The sequence below is a fragment of the Tenacibaculum litopenaei genome, assembly GCF_964514025.1.
GTDB lineage: Bacteria > Bacteroidota > Bacteroidia > Flavobacteriales > Flavobacteriaceae > Polaribacter > Polaribacter litopenaei.
This window is the reverse complement of record NZ_CAZEQT010000005.1, coordinates 53,665-70,606: the sequence shown is the minus strand read 5'-3', so window position 1 is coordinate 70,606 and position 16,942 is coordinate 53,665. Positions and strand designations below refer to the sequence as shown.

General features: G+C 39.6%; 20 protein-coding genes. 7 read left to right on the top strand and 13 right to left on the bottom strand.

Going from position 1 to position 16,942, the window contains the following annotated elements:
• Positions 1–28 precede the first annotated feature (28 nt).
• The 3 genes from ACKTS5_RS07590 to ACKTS5_RS07580 form a co-directional block, all read right to left on the bottom strand.
• Positions 29–541 (bottom strand): ferritin, encoded by a 513-nt coding sequence (locus ACKTS5_RS07590; protein ID WP_408043262.1) that lies wholly within the window; start codon positions 539–541, stop codon positions 29–31.
• Positions 542–731: 190 nt separating this feature from the next.
• A complete protein-coding gene (gene dapA, locus ACKTS5_RS07585; protein WP_408043261.1) occupies positions 732–1,607 on the bottom strand; it encodes a 4-hydroxy-tetrahydrodipicolinate synthase in 876 nt (291 codons plus the stop codon).
• Positions 1,607–2,122 carry a DUF6913 domain-containing protein gene (locus ACKTS5_RS07580; protein WP_408043260.1) on the bottom strand — a complete coding sequence of 172 codons (516 nt, stop codon included), beginning with the start codon at positions 2,120–2,122 and terminating at the stop codon, positions 1,607–1,609. The genes dapA and ACKTS5_RS07580 overlap by 1 nt, the downstream gene beginning before the upstream one ends.
• A 52-nt stretch (positions 2,123–2,174) precedes the next feature.
• Here ACKTS5_RS07580 and ACKTS5_RS07575 point away from each other — a divergent pair, with 52 nt between their 5' ends.
• Genes ACKTS5_RS07575 through ACKTS5_RS07565 form a run of 3 tightly spaced genes read left to right on the top strand, consistent with a single transcriptional unit; the run spans position 2,175 to position 4,275 of the window.
• On the top strand, positions 2,175–2,927 hold the full coding sequence (locus ACKTS5_RS07575) for a 5'-nucleotidase C-terminal domain-containing protein (RefSeq protein WP_408043259.1): 753 nt from the start codon (positions 2,175–2,177) through the stop codon (positions 2,925–2,927).
• A 4-nt stretch (positions 2,928–2,931) separates the two neighbouring features.
• Positions 2,932–3,846, top strand: a complete 915-nt coding sequence (locus ACKTS5_RS07570; protein WP_408043258.1) for a bifunctional metallophosphatase/5'-nucleotidase — start codon at positions 2,932–2,934, stop codon at positions 3,844–3,846.
• Between the two features lie 42 nt (positions 3,847–3,888).
• Positions 3,889–4,275 (top strand): DoxX family protein, encoded by a 387-nt coding sequence (locus tag ACKTS5_RS07565; RefSeq protein ID WP_408043257.1) that lies wholly within the window; start codon positions 3,889–3,891, stop codon positions 4,273–4,275.
• Between the two features lie 67 nt (positions 4,276–4,342).
• On the opposite strand, the gene ACKTS5_RS07560 is transcribed toward ACKTS5_RS07565, so the two are convergent.
• The 8 genes from ACKTS5_RS07560 to ACKTS5_RS07525 all read right to left on the bottom strand — a co-directional run bounded on the left by ACKTS5_RS07560 (position 4,343) and on the right by ACKTS5_RS07525 (position 12,421).
• Positions 4,343–4,801: a GyrI-like domain-containing protein gene (locus ACKTS5_RS07560; RefSeq protein ID WP_408043256.1), complete on the bottom strand. Its 459-nt coding sequence runs from the start codon at positions 4,799–4,801 to the stop codon at positions 4,343–4,345.
• 60 nt (positions 4,802–4,861) lie between these two features.
• Entirely contained in the window at positions 4,862–5,557 is a 696-nt protein-coding gene (locus ACKTS5_RS07555; RefSeq protein WP_408043255.1) for a helix-turn-helix transcriptional regulator, read from the bottom strand.
• A gap of 2 nt (positions 5,558–5,559) precedes the next feature.
• On the bottom strand, positions 5,560–6,213 hold the full coding sequence (locus ACKTS5_RS07550) for a lysoplasmalogenase (protein ID WP_408043254.1): 654 nt from the start codon (positions 6,211–6,213) through the stop codon (positions 5,560–5,562).
• Positions 6,214–6,231: 18 nt separating this feature from the next.
• A complete protein-coding gene (gene ligA, locus ACKTS5_RS07545; protein ID WP_408043253.1) occupies positions 6,232–8,232 on the bottom strand; it encodes an NAD-dependent DNA ligase LigA in 2,001 nt (666 codons plus the stop codon).
• Between the two features lie 15 nt (positions 8,233–8,247).
• Positions 8,248–8,817 carry a hypothetical protein gene (locus ACKTS5_RS07540; RefSeq protein WP_408043252.1) on the bottom strand — a complete coding sequence of 190 codons (570 nt, stop codon included), beginning with the start codon at positions 8,815–8,817 and terminating at the stop codon, positions 8,248–8,250.
• A gap of 171 nt (positions 8,818–8,988) precedes the next feature.
• Complete coding sequence (locus tag ACKTS5_RS07535; protein WP_408043251.1) at positions 8,989–9,366, bottom strand: lipocalin family protein; 378 nt, start codon at positions 9,364–9,366, stop codon at positions 8,989–8,991.
• A gap of 100 nt (positions 9,367–9,466) precedes the next feature.
• Positions 9,467–10,909: a glyceraldehyde-3-phosphate dehydrogenase gene (locus ACKTS5_RS07530; protein ID WP_408043250.1), complete on the bottom strand. Its 1,443-nt coding sequence runs from the start codon at positions 10,907–10,909 to the stop codon at positions 9,467–9,469.
• A 135-nt stretch (positions 10,910–11,044) separates the two neighbouring features.
• Positions 11,045–12,421 carry a trypsin-like peptidase domain-containing protein gene (locus ACKTS5_RS07525; protein WP_408043249.1) on the bottom strand — a complete coding sequence of 459 codons (1,377 nt, stop codon included), beginning with the start codon at positions 12,419–12,421 and terminating at the stop codon, positions 11,045–11,047.
• A gap of 138 nt (positions 12,422–12,559) precedes the next feature.
• Here ACKTS5_RS07525 and dapF point away from each other — a divergent pair, with 138 nt between their 5' ends.
• The 4 genes from dapF (at position 12,560) to ACKTS5_RS07505 (ending at position 15,766) form a co-directional block, all read left to right on the top strand.
• Positions 12,560–13,345 (top strand): diaminopimelate epimerase, encoded by a 786-nt coding sequence (dapF, locus tag ACKTS5_RS07520; RefSeq protein WP_408043248.1) that lies wholly within the window; start codon positions 12,560–12,562, stop codon positions 13,343–13,345.
• Positions 13,342–13,866, top strand: a complete 525-nt coding sequence (locus ACKTS5_RS07515; RefSeq protein ID WP_408043247.1) for a GNAT family N-acetyltransferase — start codon at positions 13,342–13,344, stop codon at positions 13,864–13,866. Before dapF ends, ACKTS5_RS07515 begins: the two co-directional genes overlap by 4 nt.
• The gene (gene mltG, locus ACKTS5_RS07510) at positions 13,859–14,887 is read left to right on the top strand and encodes an endolytic transglycosylase MltG (protein ID WP_408043246.1); all 1,029 of its coding nucleotides are present in this window, start codon (positions 13,859–13,861) and stop codon (positions 14,885–14,887) included. The genes ACKTS5_RS07515 and mltG overlap by 8 nt, the downstream gene beginning before the upstream one ends.
• A 219-nt stretch (positions 14,888–15,106) precedes the next feature.
• Entirely contained in the window at positions 15,107–15,766 is a 660-nt protein-coding gene (locus ACKTS5_RS07505) for a peptidoglycan-binding protein LysM (protein ID WP_408043245.1), read from the top strand.
• 22 nt (positions 15,767–15,788) lie between these two features.
• Here the strand turns inward: ACKTS5_RS07505 and ACKTS5_RS07500 are convergent, their stop codons facing one another.
• Both ACKTS5_RS07500 and ACKTS5_RS07495 read right to left on the bottom strand, forming a co-directional pair.
• A complete protein-coding gene (locus ACKTS5_RS07500; RefSeq protein WP_408043244.1) occupies positions 15,789–16,499 on the bottom strand; it encodes an SAM-dependent methyltransferase in 711 nt (236 codons plus the stop codon).
• 4 nt (positions 16,500–16,503) lie between these two features.
• Positions 16,504–16,941 (bottom strand): low molecular weight protein-tyrosine-phosphatase, encoded by a 438-nt coding sequence (locus tag ACKTS5_RS07495; RefSeq protein ID WP_408043243.1) that lies wholly within the window; start codon positions 16,939–16,941, stop codon positions 16,504–16,506.
• Position 16,942 lies beyond the last annotated feature (1 nt).

Here is a 16,942-nt window from a genome sequence, read left to right as displayed (position 1 = left end):
CCAACAAACTCCTAAATCTTTGTTAATCTTAAACTTCGGCACCAGCATCGGGTCCTACTAATTGTTTTACGTCATTGTCAAATAAGTACAATCCTCCTTTATCGTCTCCAATCAAGTTGATTTTATCGAGAATATTTCGCGCCAAGGCTTCTTCTTCAATTTGTTCAGACACGTACCACTGTAAGAAGTTATGTGTTGCGTAGTCGCGTTCTTCTAAGGTAATATGTACCAAATCGTTAATCGATTTTGACACCATTACTTCGTGATTAAAAAGCGTCTCAAACATTTCTTTAAAAGATCCAAATTCAAGAGGTGGCTCTGCCAACGCCGATACCTTTGCATGTCCTCCGCGTTCATTCACGAACTTCACCAATTTTAACATGTGCATGCGTTCCTCATCAGAATGAGCGTACATAAATTGAGCTACTCCTTCAAAACCTTGAGTTTCTGCCCAGCAGGCCATAGATAAATACACCTGTGACGACTCTGCTTCTATCTTGATTTGGTTATTTAACGCTTCTTCTATTTTTTTTGATAACATAGTTGATTTTTAATTTCTAATACAAAGATGCTAAAAAAAGTGGAATTCATAAAGCTATCGCCCACGTGAAAACCGCCTTTTTTCACCTTCGTAAAAACTATATGCACTGTATTTTTTTACAGCTAACGAGCCAAGACTTGCTTACTATTGCAACTCTTGGCTCGTTTAAAAATATCGATCTGCTCGTTTCTTAAAATGCTTTTACAAAAGCACCTATTCTCGCTTGTAATTCTTCAGTAGCGGGTACCAATGGCAAACGCACTTTGTCAGTAGTGATATCCAAATGCTTCAGTACCGACTTAATACCAGCAGGATTGTTTTCTTCAAAAATCATGCTTACGATATCCATCAAGCGGTAATGCAATTCAAATGCTTCTTTATTTTTCCCCTCACGTCCTAAACGAATCATCGTTGAGAACTCTTTAGGAAAACCTTGTCCGATCACAGAAATCACTCCTGCTCCCCCACCGAGCACCGCTCCTAATGCCAAATCATCATCTCCAGAAATAATCAAGAAATCTTCAGGTGCATCTTTGAGCAATGCGTAATATTGTTGCTGGTTATTTCCAGCCTCTTTCACTCCTACGATATTATCGAAATCCGCAGCTAAACGCAAGGTCGTTTGTGGCTCCATATTTTTAGCAGTTCTTCCAGGTACATTATATACAATCACCGGCTTTGGACTCGCTTCCGACACTGCTTTAAAATGTTGGTAAAAACCTTCTTGTGTAGGCTTGCTGTAATAAGGAGCAACGGATAAAATTCCATCAATGGCAGACAAATCTAATCGCTTTAATTCTGCAACTACTTGCTGAGTATTATTTCCACCTACTCCTAAAACCAACGGTAATCGTCCGTTGTTTTCTTCGGCAATAACAGCAATGATCTGTTCTTTTTCTTCCGCAGTGATCGTAGCACTCTCCGCTGTCGTCCCGTTAATCACAAGGTAATCCGTACCGTTGTCAATATTGTAACTCACCAACTTTCTCAACGCGGCATAATCTACCTGTAAATCTTCTGTAAAAGGCGTTACCAAAGCAACTCCCATACCCACAAACTTTTGCATTATATTTTATTTAAAATCGTTAAATATTTCTTTAGTTCCTGATTTAAGACGGCCTCATTAAAAGTAGTATCAGTCACGATCAAATCAAAAAGTTGATCTTCCACCTCCGCAAATCCCGCCTTAAAACGTGCATTCGACTGCAAAGTTATTACATTCGTATATAAATTGAAGCTCTTTGTATAATTTATAAGTAAATCATAGTCATTTTTAACGAAGTTTAGCAAATTGTCTGATTTCAAACTCGCTTTATAGCCCATTTCATTCTCTGTAAAAAACAGCTCCGATGCTTCTTGACCTTTTTCGAATTTTCGATAAACTAAAAACCGAATATCGCTCGCTTTAAACGGAAACTTATTAGTGAGGTTCGCCGTAATCACATTGACTAACGACTCGTTATCCAACACCACTGCTACCTTTTTAATCTTTGTAGTCAACGAGTTAGCAGACACTTTATTTACTAGCAACTCGCGGTATTTTTTTTCTATCGAACGTTCTTTTAAGGAGTTTAAAATCATTTCTTAAGTTAGTATCTTTACCAAACAAAAATACTTAAAAAGTTATCTATAAATGAAAAAAATCGCAACGGGGCTATCCTTGTTCTTTTTATTGGCTTCTTGCAACAGCAAGACCTTTAAAAACAACAAAATAACCGCCAAAACAACTACTATTGACAGCAGCATAACTACAACACCCGCCATCGATAGTACCATTGCCCCCTACAAAAAAAAGCTCTTAAGCGAAATTAATAAAGTACTTACTACCTCGAGTAAAAAACTGGTTAGAACCGATGGAGAACTACAGAGCTCCTTAGGAAATTTAATGGCCGATATGTGCTACGACATTGCCAATCCAATTTTTAGAGAGAAGACAGGGAAAAACATTGATTTTGCCATGTTTAATTACGGAGGAATTCGCGCTGGTTTGCCGGAAGGGAACATAACCAATCGTCATGCCTTCGAATTAATGCCCTTTGAAAACTCTTTAGTAGTTGCCGAATTATCCGGTAAAAAAATAGAAGAACTCGTCAGCTATTTCATTGCAGGAGCTAAAGCACATCCGCTATCAAAAAACATTCAGCTAGAACTCCAAGGGAGCGCATACACACTTCATATTCAGGGAAAACCATTTGACCCAAATAAAACCTATACTGTACTGACTTCTGACTATTTGCAGGGCGGTGGTGACCGTATGGATTTCTTTAAAAATCCTGTACAGCTCACCCTACTCGACTACAAGGTACGCGATGCTATTATCAAGTATTTCAAAAGTGTAACAACATTAACCCCACAACTCGATCAGCGTGTGGTTGTAAAAAACTAATCCTATGAACAGAAGAAAATTCATTAAACAATCCGTTGCCGCTTCTGCCCTCACGGCAGTTGGAGGACTCACACTTCAGTCGTTTAACAGTAAGACTCAAAAGCGCATTACGATTTTACATACCAACGATACACACAGTCATATAGAACCTTTTGAGGCGAGCCATTATCGCTATGCTAATAAAGGAGGTGTTTCCAGAAGAGCTGCTTTAGTTGAGGCCGTACGCAAAGAAAATCCGCACACCTTACTATTAGATGCCGGAGATATTTTTCAAGGAACTCCCTACTTTAACTATTTCGGCGGTGAACTCGAATTCAAATTAATGAGCATGCTCAAATACGATGCTGCAACTCTAGGAAATCACGACTTTGACAATTCAATCACCGGACTTCACAAGCAATTACCTCACGCCAAGTTTGATTTTTTGGTTGCCAACTACGATTTTAAGAACACAGTACTTGACACCTTGGTGAAACCCTATAAGGTATTTGTTAAAGACGGTATTAAAATTGGAGTTTTTGGTTTAGGAATAGAACTCGACGGTCTGGTTGACAAAAAAATGTACAAAGAAACAACCTACCTCCCTCCTTACGAAATCGCCAATGACATGTCGAGAATACTCAAAGAAGAAGAGCGTTGTGATCTCGTTATTTGCCTGTCACATTTAGGGTATTATTACAAGAGAAATCCAGAAGCCATTTGCGATTTAAACTTAGCTAAACAATCAAAAAACATCGACCTCATTATCGGGGGGCATACACACACCTTTTTGCCCAAACCTACGGTCGTACGAAATGCTGATGACCAAAACATGCTAGTTAATCAAGTGGGAGCCTACGGAGTGAATTTAGGGCGCGTAGATTTCTATTTTGACGAATGGAATGAAAAATCGAGCAAAGGAAGAAGTATTATAGTGTAAGGTTGGATTTTTATTGCGTCTAAGCTAATAAACCCAACCCAAATGAAGAGATATATACCATTACTCTTGAAATTCATCGCTGCAATTATCATGTTGCAAACCCTATTTTTCAAATTTTCGGGCGCCCAAGAAAGTATCGATTTATTTACGAAACTCGCCGGTGATCAAGAAGCTTTGATGCGAATAGGAACGGGCGTATTAGAACTGATTGCCGCAATACTATTGTTCATCCCAAACAAAACATGGCTTGGTTCGTTTTTAACCATTGGTTTAATGGGCGGAGCTATCATGGGACACCTTACCGTTCTCGGTATTGAACACAACAATGACGGAGGTTTGTTGTTTGCCTTAGCTGTCACTACACTGATTTCAGCTACTGCCTTATTATACCTCAACAAAAAAGACATTCCCCTGCTTAATTTAAGCTAAAAATACATTGTTTGATTTATTATTTTACCCCACTGCACTAGCCTACACTATGCAGTGGGGTAATTTTTTAAACCGCAATACCAATCGCTACGACTTGGCGGTTCGCCACCGTTACATCAGCGGCGTAACATTCGAAATCTGTGGTGTATTTACGCGGATAGTCGGCAGCCCAAATTGCTTGCCATTGCTCGATTACTGCCGTATTATTTAAGGGCCCCTGAATGGAATACAAAGCGTATTCACCCGTCTCAATAACACAACTAACCATCCCTTCAGGAACAGGTGTTTCTTCCGGTACTTCGCAACCTAAAACCGTATCGTAGTCACCTGTAAAATCACTCTCGTAATTAGTGTATACACAATACACTTTATCATCGCGTTTTTCCTGAATTTTTTCGGCTATTGCTTCCTTTACAAATCGTTCCCAAAGCGCTGTAATATCGATTAACGCACGATTGTCCGCATTACTCGTTCTTACCTTTATTCCAATAATTCGCGTTTTGTGTTCTTTACTGATCGTTTTCATGATGTATCTTTTTAGTTTTTCAAAAATACACCCGGCCTATGACAGCCCTATGTCAGAGGTCTAAGAATATTTGCTTTTGCATTCCGCAATGTATTGTTCCAAAGTCATGTTATGAGGTTCAAAAGCTGTTTCTAACAGTTCCAATTCATCTATTTTATCGAGTCGAAAGGCTCTAAACGCCCCGCGAAGGCGACAGTGAGCAATAAGCACCCAATTTTCGAACGTACTGTACAAGGCAAAAGGCTCGATCAAGCGTTCTGTAGTTTCATTTTGTAGTGACGTATAGCGCAGGTGAACCAGTTTAAAATTAGTAATGGCCGTTTGTAGTTGTATCAAAACAGCACTGGTACTCTTCGCTGCAAGTGCTGGTCTGAATTGTAATCGCTGTTCTAAGAGGTCTGCTTTCCCCTTCTGACTGTACTTTAGCACAGCCTTTATTTTCTGTAGTGCTTTTTCGTAATTCGCTACCAAGGAAGCCTCTTGATATTGCGCTAGTATTTGCCCCGCAGTTATCAAAGCATTGGCTTCCGCCTCGTCGAACATTACGGGTGGTAAGTTATAGCCTGGCATCAAAGAATAACCTTTACCCTCTTCAGTAATTATCGGTACTCCTGCCTCTTCCAGCGCGCGAATATCGCGGTATATTGTGCGAACACTCACCCCAAACTTCCCTGCCAGTTCACTGGCGTTCACCATGGATTTGCTTTGAAGTAATAAATGAATTTCTGTCAGTCGCGTCAGACGTTTCTTTTCCATAATTAACGCTTTGCAATCATTGCTCTCGTAATATAATACTGTGCGATGATGTACAAAACAATGATAGCGATATCAAACAAGTGTTTTGGACTGTAAAAATTATTTAACGCTATCAAACTATCCGAAGCTATAAAAATAACTGCTCCTAAAAACAGCCAAGTATGTTCCTTTGAAGGCTGTTGTCGATACAACAAAAAGGCGCAAGAACCAAACGTTGCTATGGTTAAACCATACACGATTACCGGTACCAGCATTTCTCCTAAATTATCGTAAATCAACAAAAGTAAGCCTGCAAATAACAGTACAAAAGGAATTGACGAACTGATCATCTTACTCGTCAATTCCTTTTCCAAAAAGGATACTGTAATTTTTATATAGATAAAATGAGCTAGTAAAAAAGACCCGAGTCCAAACACAAAAAACTGTTCTTTATCGAGCAAAAACACATCGCCCCAAAATGAAAAAAACAAGCCGCTGACAAACCAAAAATTAGGCTTGTTGACTGCTGTTAAATACACCGTAACCAGTGTAGTCATCAACAGTGGTTTACACAACATTTCTACCGATTTATTTGCTGTAATAACTGCATACACATCAGCGATTGCTACCAGCATAAAAAATACGGTCGCTATCCAATACCATCTCGTTTTTTTCATTTGTTTTTCTTTTATAAATTATTGATTAATCATATCGATAAAATCTTGTTCCGAAATAATAGGAATACCAAGCCCTTCTGCTTTGGTGAGCTTACTAGGCCCCATATTGTCACCCGCCACAACATACGTGGTTTTTTTAGAAATAGAACTACTCACTTTACCTCCGTTATCTTCAATTGCCTTTTTCAGCTCGTTTCGACTCATTTGATGAAACACTCCCGAAACTACAAAAACACTCCCGGCAAGTTTATCTGTCTGATTCGCTAAGCTTTCCTCAGACACCTGAAGTTGTAGTCCGTAACTTTTCAAACGCGTTATCAATGCAGTATTTGAAGGCTCCTCAGCAAAGGCTCGAATACTCTGCGCAATTCGCTCTCCAATTTCATCCACAGCTACGAGCGTTTCTATATCTGCTGCTAGTAATGCATCAATGGATTTAAAATGTTTAGCCAATTTCTTAGCAACCGTTTCACCAACAAAACGTATGCCTAAAGCAAACAATACTTTTTCAAAGGGGATTTCCTTGGATTTCTCAATCCCAGCAATCATGTTTTGTGCCGACTTTTCAGCCATTCGATCCAATGGAATAATTTGCTCCTTGGTTAACTCGTACAAATCAGCATAACTCGTCACCAATCCTTCTTTTCGCAACAGATCTACAGTTTCACCTCCTAAACCATCAATATCCATTGCCTTTCTGCTGATAAAATGTTGAATACGCCCTGTAATTTGCGGAGCACAGCCAAATTCATTAGGACAATAATGCTTGGCGTCTCCATCGGTTCGTACCAATTCCGTATCGCATTCAGGACAGTGGGTCGCATATGCGGTGGCCTTTGAATCTAAAGGGCGTTTCGCCAATTCTACTTTGATAATCTTCGGAATAATTTCACCTCCCTTTTCTACGTACACCGTATCACCAACACGAATATCTAACTTTTCAATTTGGTCTGCATTGTGCAAGGAAGCTCTTTTTACTACCGTACCGGCCAGGTGAACAGGTGCTAAATTAGCCACTGGCGTTATCGCCCCAGTACGTCCAACTTGATAGCTGATACTTTCGAGTACCGTTGTTACTTGTTCGGCTTTAAACTTATAGGCTATAGCCCAACGTGGGGCCTTAGAAGTAAACCCTAATTCCTCTTGTAATTGAATACTGTTGACTTTGATCACCACCCCATCGGTTTCATAAGGTAGGTCATGCCTTTTCTCATCCCAAGCTTCGACAAAAGCAATCACTTCTTCTATGGAATTCGCCAAGGTAATTGTATCAGGCACCTTAAATCCTACTTTTTGTGCAGCCAATAAGCTGTCGTAATGGGTATCGTATTTTCGTTCGTCAGTAACAACTTGGTACAGCAAACAATCCAAAGGTCGTTTTGCTACCTCTGCACTGTCTTGTAATTTTAAACTTCCACTTGCCGTATTTCTCGGATTTCGGTAGGGCTCCTCCCCGTTTACCACGCGCTCTTCGTTCATTTTTTCAAAGCCGGCAATTGGTAAAATAATTTCACCTCGCATCTCAAAATCCTTAACAAAATCCTCTGAAATTACTAAGGGGAGCGATTTAATAGTTCTAATATTCGCCGTAACTTCATCACCTTGAACGCCATCACCACGAGTCACTGCCTTCACAAAACGTCCATTTTCATAGGTTAAATTTATAGAGGCTCCATCGTATTTTAACTCGCAGGTATAGCTAATCCCAGCTGTCCCCACAATCTTTTGAATTCGCTTCTCCCAATCTAACAAATCTTCTTTCGAATAGGAATTGTCCAACGAATACATTCTGTTCTTGTGAACACTCGTCACAAAATTTTTCGTCACTCCGCCTCCTACTCGTTGCGTTGGAGAGTTCGGATCAAACAACTCCGGATTCGCTTCTTCCAATCGGATAAGCTCACTGAGTTTGGTATCAAACTCAAAATCGTCAATGCTTGGGTTGTCTAAAACATAATAGCGGTAGTTGTGCTGTCGTAACTCTTCTCTCAGCCCTTCAATCTTCTCTTTTATTGTCATTATAAGTTCTCTAAACTATTTTTTTACAGTTCCTGTTAATAAGCTCACTCCTTTAGGAAAGGGATTTCCCGACATTCTTCGAAACGAAACCACCTGTCCCACATGCCATAAGGCATCGGCAATAGGACCGTTTAATTGATTCCAAAACGGAAGTGTCGTCACTCCTTCTTTTCTTTGTATCTTTAAAGGATAAGCACTTAAATCATCCGTATTTACTAAAATATTACTCGCCTTGTAAAAATTTTCTAGGGTGAGCTTCCTCAATTCTTTAAAGGAAAGGCCATTCACCTGCTGTGGTTTCATCACCCGTTGTTCAGCAGCGCTTAAAGTCATTTCTGAAAGCGTATAAATATGCTCTAGGGTCTCTCGTACATTCCTGGATGCTTCTGTACTTCTAAATGCGAGGTCTTCCTTACGGAGCCCTTCTGTTGCCCAGTAATATCTAAATCCCAATCCGTCAATAAGTCTGCTCACCACAGCTCCTGCTTTGTAAGAATTTGGAGCCTCAGGTAATTCGTAATAAGGTAATTGTGCTTGCATGGTTAAGGAAACTAATATACAGCCTAAAAATAAGGAAACTTTCATATCGTAAAAATATCTGAATTAAATTTTGAAATGTCTCGCAATACGCTGTGCTATTCCTGCGCTTGTGAGGAGGCTAAGTTACGTAAAAGTTTGTGGTTAGCCCCTTGCCTTAAAAACAAAAAACGCCTCAAGTTAGACTTCAGGCGTTGTTCATTTTTAAAAAGTTGTTTTTTAGCGCTCCAAAACCATGGTGTACTCTACTGCATTTTCAACTGTAGTAAATTCCAAAGCACTTTGGGTCAATTTTCTGATGTTAAAATCGTCTTTCGAACCTTCGTTTTTAAACATTAGCACCTTTCCTTGTCGTTCTAATTCCCATTTTCCAGACTTCTTATTAGCATTCATGACCATGACATAAGTTCCGTTTTTTTCAAACTGCAACCAACTTTCAGTGTTCGAGGAAAAAGTTTCTTTTTCCGCACCGATACGCAACGACGCAATGCGCCATTTCCCTGAGGTTAGTACTGTACTTGCTTTTGAATTTTCTTGAGAATACGACTTACCGCATAGCAGTAAAAAAAAGGCAACTAGAGCGATTGCTTTTTTCATTATAGGGGATTATTTTGGGGATTAATGTCTCAAATATACTAAAAAAACCGAAACGTAAAATCGCTTCGGTTTTTTATAATTATTCTAAGTAATACTACTGTTAATAGTAGGTAAAACGACGCACTTTAGCGATGTGTTTTGCCAAACGCATTACTTGGTGTGAGTATCCGTATTCGTTATCATACCAAACGTAAATTACGATAGTATCCCCATCAGCAATCGTCGCTTTACTATCAAAAATAGAAGGCGCTGTAGTTCCAACGATATCCGATGACACTAACTCGTTGCTCAATGAGTACTGAATTTGCTCTACTAAGTCTCCTTCTAAAGCGTACTGTTTCATGATCGCATTAACCGCTTCTACGGTTGTCGATGAATTCAACTGTAAGTTTAAAATCGCCAATGACCCATTAGGTACTGGTACGCGAATAGCACTAGAAGTCAGTTTACCCTCCAAGGCTGGCAAGGCTTTAGACACAGCTTTACCCGCACCTGTTTCCGTGATAACCATGTTTAACGCAGCAGCTCTACCACGACGGTATTTCTTGTGCATATTGTCTACTAAATTCTGGTCATTCGTATAAGCGTGAATCGTTTCTAAGTGTCCTTTTTTGATACCAAAATTATCTTCTAAAACTTTCAATACAGGAGTAATTGCATTCGTTGTACATGAAGCTGCAGAGAAAATATCGATCGTATCTGGATTGTTTTCTAAGTGATTCACACCGTGTACGATGTTAGGAATCCCCTTACCTGGAGCTGTTAATAACACTTTGCTTGCTCCTTTTGGTACTAAGTGACGCTTTAAAGCCTCTTCATCTCTAAAGGCTCCTGTATTATCAATAATCAGGGCATCGTTAATTCCGTAAGCCGTATAGTCAATATCTTCTGGCTGAGCCGCAGAAATCATGTATACTGTTGTACCGTTGATGATCAATGCATTGTTTTCAGCATCCACCTGAACAGTTCCTAAGAAGTCACCGTGTACAGAATCAATACTCAACAATGAAGCTCTCTTTTCTAAAACTGATTGGTCAATTTTTCCACGGGTAACCACAGCTCTCAAACGCAACTGTGAACCTTTCCCCATTTTACTACTCAACTCACGAGCCAACAAACGTCCAATACGTCCAAATCCGTATAACACTACGTCTTTAGGTTCAATATTCACTGCTTCCTTTGCCTCGCTTAGTTGATTCTTAACAAAGGCTACCTTGTCTAATGAGCTATCATCAGTTAAGTGATATTCATAAGCAAGTTTACCGATGTCCAATTTTGACGCTGGTAACTCGATTGACTGAATTGCCTTTGCAATCGACAACGCATCTTCAATAGAGATCGGTTTCGCAACAAAAGCTCCTGCGTAATCGATAAGGTTCAATACCTCACTCGCTCTTTTATCGACCAACGGGTTTCTAAAAAGCACTAATTCAATAGATTTGTCATACCATAAATCATTTACAATATTGATAAATTCTACGGTCGCTCTACGAACCTGAGCTTGGCTTGCTACTTCTTTTTCGTAATTTGTTATTGTTGACATAGTTGTGTGTTAACTAAAATTTTAAATATTGCTGCAAAAGTACATATTTCAAACGATTTCGTAACTTTTTTAAAAATAAAAAATCCCATCGCTTTTTGCCATGGGATCTTCGTTGTTATATCCTTTCTTTCATTCTTAAAAACGGTATACTTCCGTTTGCCCCGAAGGATTCATTAACTGTACTGACATGCGTTGTTTTCCAGTATAGTTTTCTAAAATTTCTGCAGCCTGACTAGCCGAAGTAATTTTTACCGCATTGATTTGTGTAATGACATAACCAGCACCAACATTGTAATATTCAAACACCTTGTTGTTACTTTTCGTAATCTTAGCTCCTCCATCAATTCCTAACTTTTTCAACTCTTTGGCTGTCATATCTTTTAATTCTAAGCCAAAGCGATACGCACGGAAAGTAACTCGTTTGGACAATTTCACTTTCTTGATCAAATCTTCACCATCACGTTTTACGGTAACCGCCACATATTCTCCCGGACGTTTTGCTGTTAGTTGCCCTTTGAGATCCGAAAACTTTGCAATCTTCACATCGTTTACCTTGACAATTACATCGCCTTCTTTTAAACCTGCACGAAGCGCCTCACTGCCTTCTTCCATCGATCCAATTTTGACACCTTCCAATTCCTCATCAGAGCTATCCACTCCAATACCTAAAATTGCTTCCTGAACACTCCCAAACTCCAACAAATCGTCAATAATCTTTTTGGCAATGTTAGAAGGTACTGCAAAAGAATAACCGATAAACGATCCTGTTCTCGAAGAAATAGCCGTATTAATTCCTATTAACTCACCTCGTGTATTCACCAAAGCTCCACCACTGTTCCCAGGGTTCACCGCCGCGTCAGTTTGAATAAACGATTCTATATTTCTATTTCCTTCTAAATCTCTTCCTTTGGCACTTACAATTCCCGCCGTTACCGTAGAGGTTAAGTTATACGGGTTTCCTACTGCCAACACCCATTCTCCAATTTTAATATTGTCTGAATTTCCAAAAGGAATATTCGGCAAGTCTTTCCCAGCGTCGATCTTTAATAAAGCAATGTCTCTATTTTTATCAGCTCCAATCAAAGATGCCTTGTATTTTTTTCTGTTGTTCAAGGTAATTTCAATATCCTTTGCCCCTTCAATCACGTGGTTGTTCGTTACGATATAACCATCAGGAGAGATGATTACTCCACTTCCAGTTCCTACCTGTTCGTACTGTCGTGTTCCTCGCCCCCCAAAAAAGAAACTCATGGGATCTTGCTGGGTTCTAATTGCGGTATTTTTTACGTGTACCACTGCGTGCACCGTACTTTCCGCTGCCTCCGTAAAATTGGTCGGCATCGATGACGTATTCATAATCGGATTGGTATACGAGGTACGAACAACAGGGACACTGTCTTCCTCTTGCACGCGCACAATAGTTTGGTTATCTTCTAATAACAACTTGTAGCCTCCAAGCGCCACGGCGCCTCCTAAAAACGCTACACCTAAAATTCCTAATAATTTCTTCATATGCTTTTGACTCATTATATTGATACTCAAATATACAATTTTAACATTTTAAGAAAATCTGTTTAACGACGTTTTAACGCAATTTAACCAGCGTTTAACACTTCCTGATTTCTAAACTAAATAGTATCTTTGCCTATTATGACATTAGACTTTTTCAAATACCAAGGCACCGGTAATGACTTTGTGATACTCGACAATCGCCTTGGACAGTTCCCTAAAGAAAACCAAAAACTTATCGCTCATTTATGCCATCGAAATTTTGGTATTGGGGCCGATGGTCTTATCCTCTTAGAGAACGATGACCATAGTGATTTTCGTATGGTGTATTTCAATGCCGACGGAAATGAGAGTACTATGTGTGGAAATGGCGGTCGTTGTATCGTAGCATTCGCACAGCACTTAGGCATTTTTGATCAACAAACGACCTTTAATGCCATTGACGGTTTGCATCACGCCACTATGACTGATGGCATCGTTTCGCTGCAGATGATAGATGTTGCTCAGGTGGAAATCCACACTGACAATTGGTTTGTGAATACCGGCTCTCCACATGATGTACGATTGGTTAAAGACTTGCACTCGTACGATGTATACACAGAAGGAAAGCAGATCCGTAACAGCGTTTATGGAAAGGAAGGTAGCAATGTCAATTTTGTAGAACAACTCAACGACGACACCTTTAAAGTACGAACCTATGAACGCGGAGTTGAAAACGAAACACTTGCTTGTGGTACAGGGGTTACCGCAGTAGCACTGGCGATGTATACAGGTAACTACACCCAAAGTCAAACCGTAAAACTCCCTGTGCAAGGCGGACAATTGGAAGTTAGCTTCAAAGCAACGCCGAACGGATTTACAGATATCTTCCTGACCGGACCTGCCCAACAAGTATTTCAAGGAACCATTAAAGCGGCAGACTCATGACCATTTTACAAGGAAACCGAATAGGCCTGCGCCCGTTAGAACCGGAAGACTTGGACTTTTTGTATACTGTTGAGAATACTGAGGATTTCTGGGAAGTAAGTCATACCCAAACTCCGTACTCGCGATTTGTACTGCACCAATACCTCGAAAATGCGCATCAAGACATTTACGAAGCCAAACAACTGCGTTTAATAGCATACCTTAAAAGCAGCCAAGAAGCTATTGGAGCGGTTGACCTCTTTGATTTCAACCCGCAACACAGACGCGCAGGTATTGGCATCCTTATCACCAAAGAACAGCAACATCAAGGATACGCATCAGAAGCCTTGGACCTTATTATCCCCTATTGTTTTAAGCATTTACAACTACACCAGCTCTTCGCAAATATTACAGAAGACAATAAGGCCAGCTTAAATTTATTTAAAAGCAAAAATTTTCGTAAAATTGGTTCCAAGAAAGACTGGATTTTCCACGCAGGAAAATTTAAGGACGAACTACTATTTCAATTAATCAATGACTAAAAAAACACTACTTATAGCAGGAGGCGCCCTGCTTTTAATTGCTCTTATTGCCGGCGGTTTCCTCCGACAAAAAATATACAGTTCCTCAGTTACAAAAGACACAGAACTCTACGTAAAAACAGGTACTACGTTCGAAGAACTGGAACAACAGCTAGGACCACTTTTAGCCAATCCAGCTAGTTTTTCATGGGTGGCCGGCTTAAAAAAATTCAAAACTCCGAAAGCAGGAAAATACGAGCTAAAAAAAGGAATGAATAACGACGAACTCGTCAATCTATTGAGAAGCGGACGACAAACGGCTATCAAAGTCGCTTTCAACAATCAAGACACATTAGAAAAATTGGCAGGTCGAATCGCTACTCAGATTGAAGCAGACTCCACTGCCTTGATCACCGCTTTCAAAGATCCTGACTTCTTATCCAAAAACAACCTAAACAAGGCTACTGTACTCGCTATTTTTATTCCCAATAGTTATCAATTTTACTGGAACACTTCTGCGGAGGGCTTCCGTAACAAAATGCTCAAAGAATACAAACGATTTTGGAATAAAGAACGTTTACAAAAAGCAAAGGCACTTAAGTTAAGTCCGCTAGAGGTAAGTTCGTTGGCTGCGATTGTACACAAAGAAACTGCTAAAATTAGTGAGCGTCCTGTTGTTGCCGGACTCTACCTTAACAGACTTAAGAAAAATATGATGCTTCAAGCCGATCCGACCCTTATTTACTGTTTAAAGCAGTTGCACGGGCAAGATTACGTCGTGAAAAGAGTCCTATCAAAAGATCTCACGATTGCATCGCCTTACAACACCTATCAAAATACGGGGGTTCCTCCCAGTCCTATAGGCATGCCTGATATCTCAGCAATTGATGCGGTATTAAACCACACAAAGCACAACTATTACTACATGTGTGCCAGTATTGATAAACCAGGATATCACGCCTTTGCCAAAACACTCCGACAACACAACAGAAATGCCATCAAATACCATAAATGGATTAACCAACAAGGTATCAGGAGATAATCGTAAAACTTACAGCCGAGTTCTTGCTCGGCTATTTTTTTACCCCTTCACAACTCACTACATATCAGTATTTTGACTAATTTTTAACAGTTTTGTCATTTTACCCAAGAAAACAGACATTTATTAACATATCCTCAATACAAACACTCAAATACAGCATTTAACGCAAAAAGAAATAGCAATCCACGTAAAATCAGGATTTTACCCCTACAAACTGGAGTGTTACCCTTAGACTTAATTACAGTATTTGTCGTATCTTTGCCCCCGCTTAACAGAAAGTTATTCATTATCAAACATTTAATTGTAAGTATTTTTGGGATACTCTTGCTTTCGAGCTTTGCTAGTAAACCCGAAAAAAAAGAAAAAAAGGAAATCTTACCTCCAATTGTAGCAGTAGCTAAAAAGGAAGTATTTACCTTTCCTTTTTTAAAAAGAGACTTTATCGGCTTTAGAGAAGCTTTGGCCTTTAAGGAATCACAGGGGAACTATACTGTAATTAACAGCTTAGGATATTTGGGGAAATATCAATTTGGGAAATCTACTTTAAAACGATTCAGAATTTACAACACTCGAACTTTTTTAAAGGATCCAGAATTACAGGAACGCACATTTATAGCCTTGTGTAAGGTTAATAAATGGATATTGCGAAGAGATATTCGTCGCAGTGTTGGTAAGCGTATTAACGGTATTACCATCACCGAATCCGGAATTTTAGCAGCAGCCCACCTCAGTGGTGCTGGAAATGTAAAAAAGTTTTTAAGATCGCGCGGAAAGCACAAATTTAACGATGCCTACGGAACGTCTATTGAAGACTACTTAAAGAAATTTAGCGGATACGACGTATCGAACATAACGGCCAATAAAAAGGCCACTGTTTAACAACAAAAACTTCAGAACCGATTTACGACCTGTGGACTATAAATATACTAGGACGCTTGTGTAAATCGGTTTTAATTTTCTTCCACTCTCTTATTGTATAGGTCTTAATATACTCTGTTGGCAATGTGATATCACAAGCTACACAAACACGTGTGTCTGGTGCTAAAATAGCCCTTAAATCGTCTAACATCTTTTCATTGCGGTACGGCGTTTCAATAAATACCTGCGATTGATTTTTATCTTTTGAAAGTTTCTCTAATTCTTTTATAGCGCGTTTGCGATCACTTTTATCAATAGGTAGGTAACCGTTAAACGCAAAACTCTGACCGTTCATTCCCGAAGCCATCATAGCCATTAAAATAGAGGAAGGCCCTACTAAAGGCACCACTTGAATTCCTTTTTCGTGCGCCAATTTTACAATAGTTGCTCCTGGATCAGCAACAGCCGGCACGCCAGCTTCCGAAAGCAAACCTACTGAAACACCTTCCTGACACATATCTAAGTAATGACGTGTTTCCAGTTCGTCAGAATACTTATCTAACAACATTAAATTCAGGGAAGGTTGCGGCTTATTAGGAGTAATTTTTTTAATAAAACGCCTAGCAGATTTTTCGTTTTCCACGATAAAATAATCGAGGTGTTCGATCACCTTTTTCACCGAAATTGGCATTACTTCTAGAGGTTCAGTATCTCCTAAGGTAGTCGGAATTAAATAAAGCTTAGCGTTCGTCATAAGGTTACATTTTAGAGGAAATTACATCACAAGCATCGTCGAGCATCGCATATACATTTTCAAAGCCATCAGTCCCTCCGTAATACGGATCTGGGACATTGGCAGTACTGCCCAATTCACTGAGAATCATTTTTACTTTCAAAGCATCTTCATCATTTCTGGCCAATGAAAGCACGTTGTGATAGTTGCTGTCATCCATCACATAAATAAGGTCAAAATAATCAAAATCAGCGACCGTAAACTTTCGCGATCGCTGATTTGTAATATCTATTCCGTATTTCTTTGCTACTGCTATAGAGCGTGTATCGGGCAATTCCCCTTCGTGATACCCAGCCGTTCCGGCTGAATCTACCTCTACTTCAGAAGATACTTTAGACTTTAAAATACCTTCGGCTAACGGAGAACGACAAATGTTCCCCAAACACACCATTAGTATTTTCATA

Bases quoted from the DNA above. Each gene is read 5' to 3' on its own strand.
- dapF (WP_408043248.1), top strand. From the start codon at position 12,560: ATGACATTAGACTTTTTCAAATACCAAGGCACCGGTAATGACTTTGTG.
- ACKTS5_RS07555 (WP_408043255.1), bottom strand. From the start codon at position 5,557: ATGGAAAAGAAACGTCTGACGCGACTGACAGAAATTCATTTATTACTT.
- ACKTS5_RS07525 (WP_408043249.1), bottom strand. From the start codon at position 12,421: ATGAAGAAATTATTAGGAATTTTAGGTGTAGCGTTTTTAGGAGGCGCC.
- ACKTS5_RS07590 (WP_408043262.1), bottom strand. From the start codon at position 541: ATGTTATCAAAAAAAATAGAAGAAGCGTTAAATAACCAAATCAAGATA.
- ACKTS5_RS07570 (WP_408043258.1), top strand. From the start codon at position 2,932: ATGAACAGAAGAAAATTCATTAAACAATCCGTTGCCGCTTCTGCCCTC.
- ligA (WP_408043253.1), bottom strand. From the start codon at position 8,232: ATGACAATAAAAGAGAAGATTGAAGGGCTGAGAGAAGAGTTACGACAG.
- mltG (WP_408043246.1), top strand. From the start codon at position 13,859: ATGACTAAAAAAACACTACTTATAGCAGGAGGCGCCCTGCTTTTAATT.
- ACKTS5_RS07565 (WP_408043257.1), top strand. From the start codon at position 3,889: ATGAAGAGATATATACCATTACTCTTGAAATTCATCGCTGCAATTATC.
- ACKTS5_RS07575 (WP_408043259.1), top strand. From the start codon at position 2,175: ATGAAAAAAATCGCAACGGGGCTATCCTTGTTCTTTTTATTGGCTTCT.
- ACKTS5_RS07495 (WP_408043243.1), bottom strand. From the start codon at position 16,941: ATGAAAATACTAATGGTGTGTTTGGGGAACATTTGTCGTTCTCCGTTA.
- ACKTS5_RS07515 (WP_408043247.1), top strand. From the start codon at position 13,342: ATGACCATTTTACAAGGAAACCGAATAGGCCTGCGCCCGTTAGAACCG.
- ACKTS5_RS07535 (WP_408043251.1), bottom strand. From the start codon at position 9,366: ATGAAAAAAGCAATCGCTCTAGTTGCCTTTTTTTTACTGCTATGCGGT.
- dapA (WP_408043261.1), bottom strand. From the start codon at position 1,607: ATGCAAAAGTTTGTGGGTATGGGAGTTGCTTTGGTAACGCCTTTTACA.
- ACKTS5_RS07540 (WP_408043252.1), bottom strand. From the start codon at position 8,817: ATGAAAGTTTCCTTATTTTTAGGCTGTATATTAGTTTCCTTAACCATG.
- ACKTS5_RS07560 (WP_408043256.1), bottom strand. From the start codon at position 4,801: ATGAAAACGATCAGTAAAGAACACAAAACGCGAATTATTGGAATAAAG.
- ACKTS5_RS07550 (WP_408043254.1), bottom strand. From the start codon at position 6,213: ATGAAAAAAACGAGATGGTATTGGATAGCGACCGTATTTTTTATGCTG.
- ACKTS5_RS07500 (WP_408043244.1), bottom strand. From the start codon at position 16,499: ATGACGAACGCTAAGCTTTATTTAATTCCGACTACCTTAGGAGATACT.
- ACKTS5_RS07530 (WP_408043250.1), bottom strand. From the start codon at position 10,909: ATGTCAACAATAACAAATTACGAAAAAGAAGTAGCAAGCCAAGCTCAG.
- ACKTS5_RS07580 (WP_408043260.1), bottom strand. From the start codon at position 2,122: ATGATTTTAAACTCCTTAAAAGAACGTTCGATAGAAAAAAAATACCGC.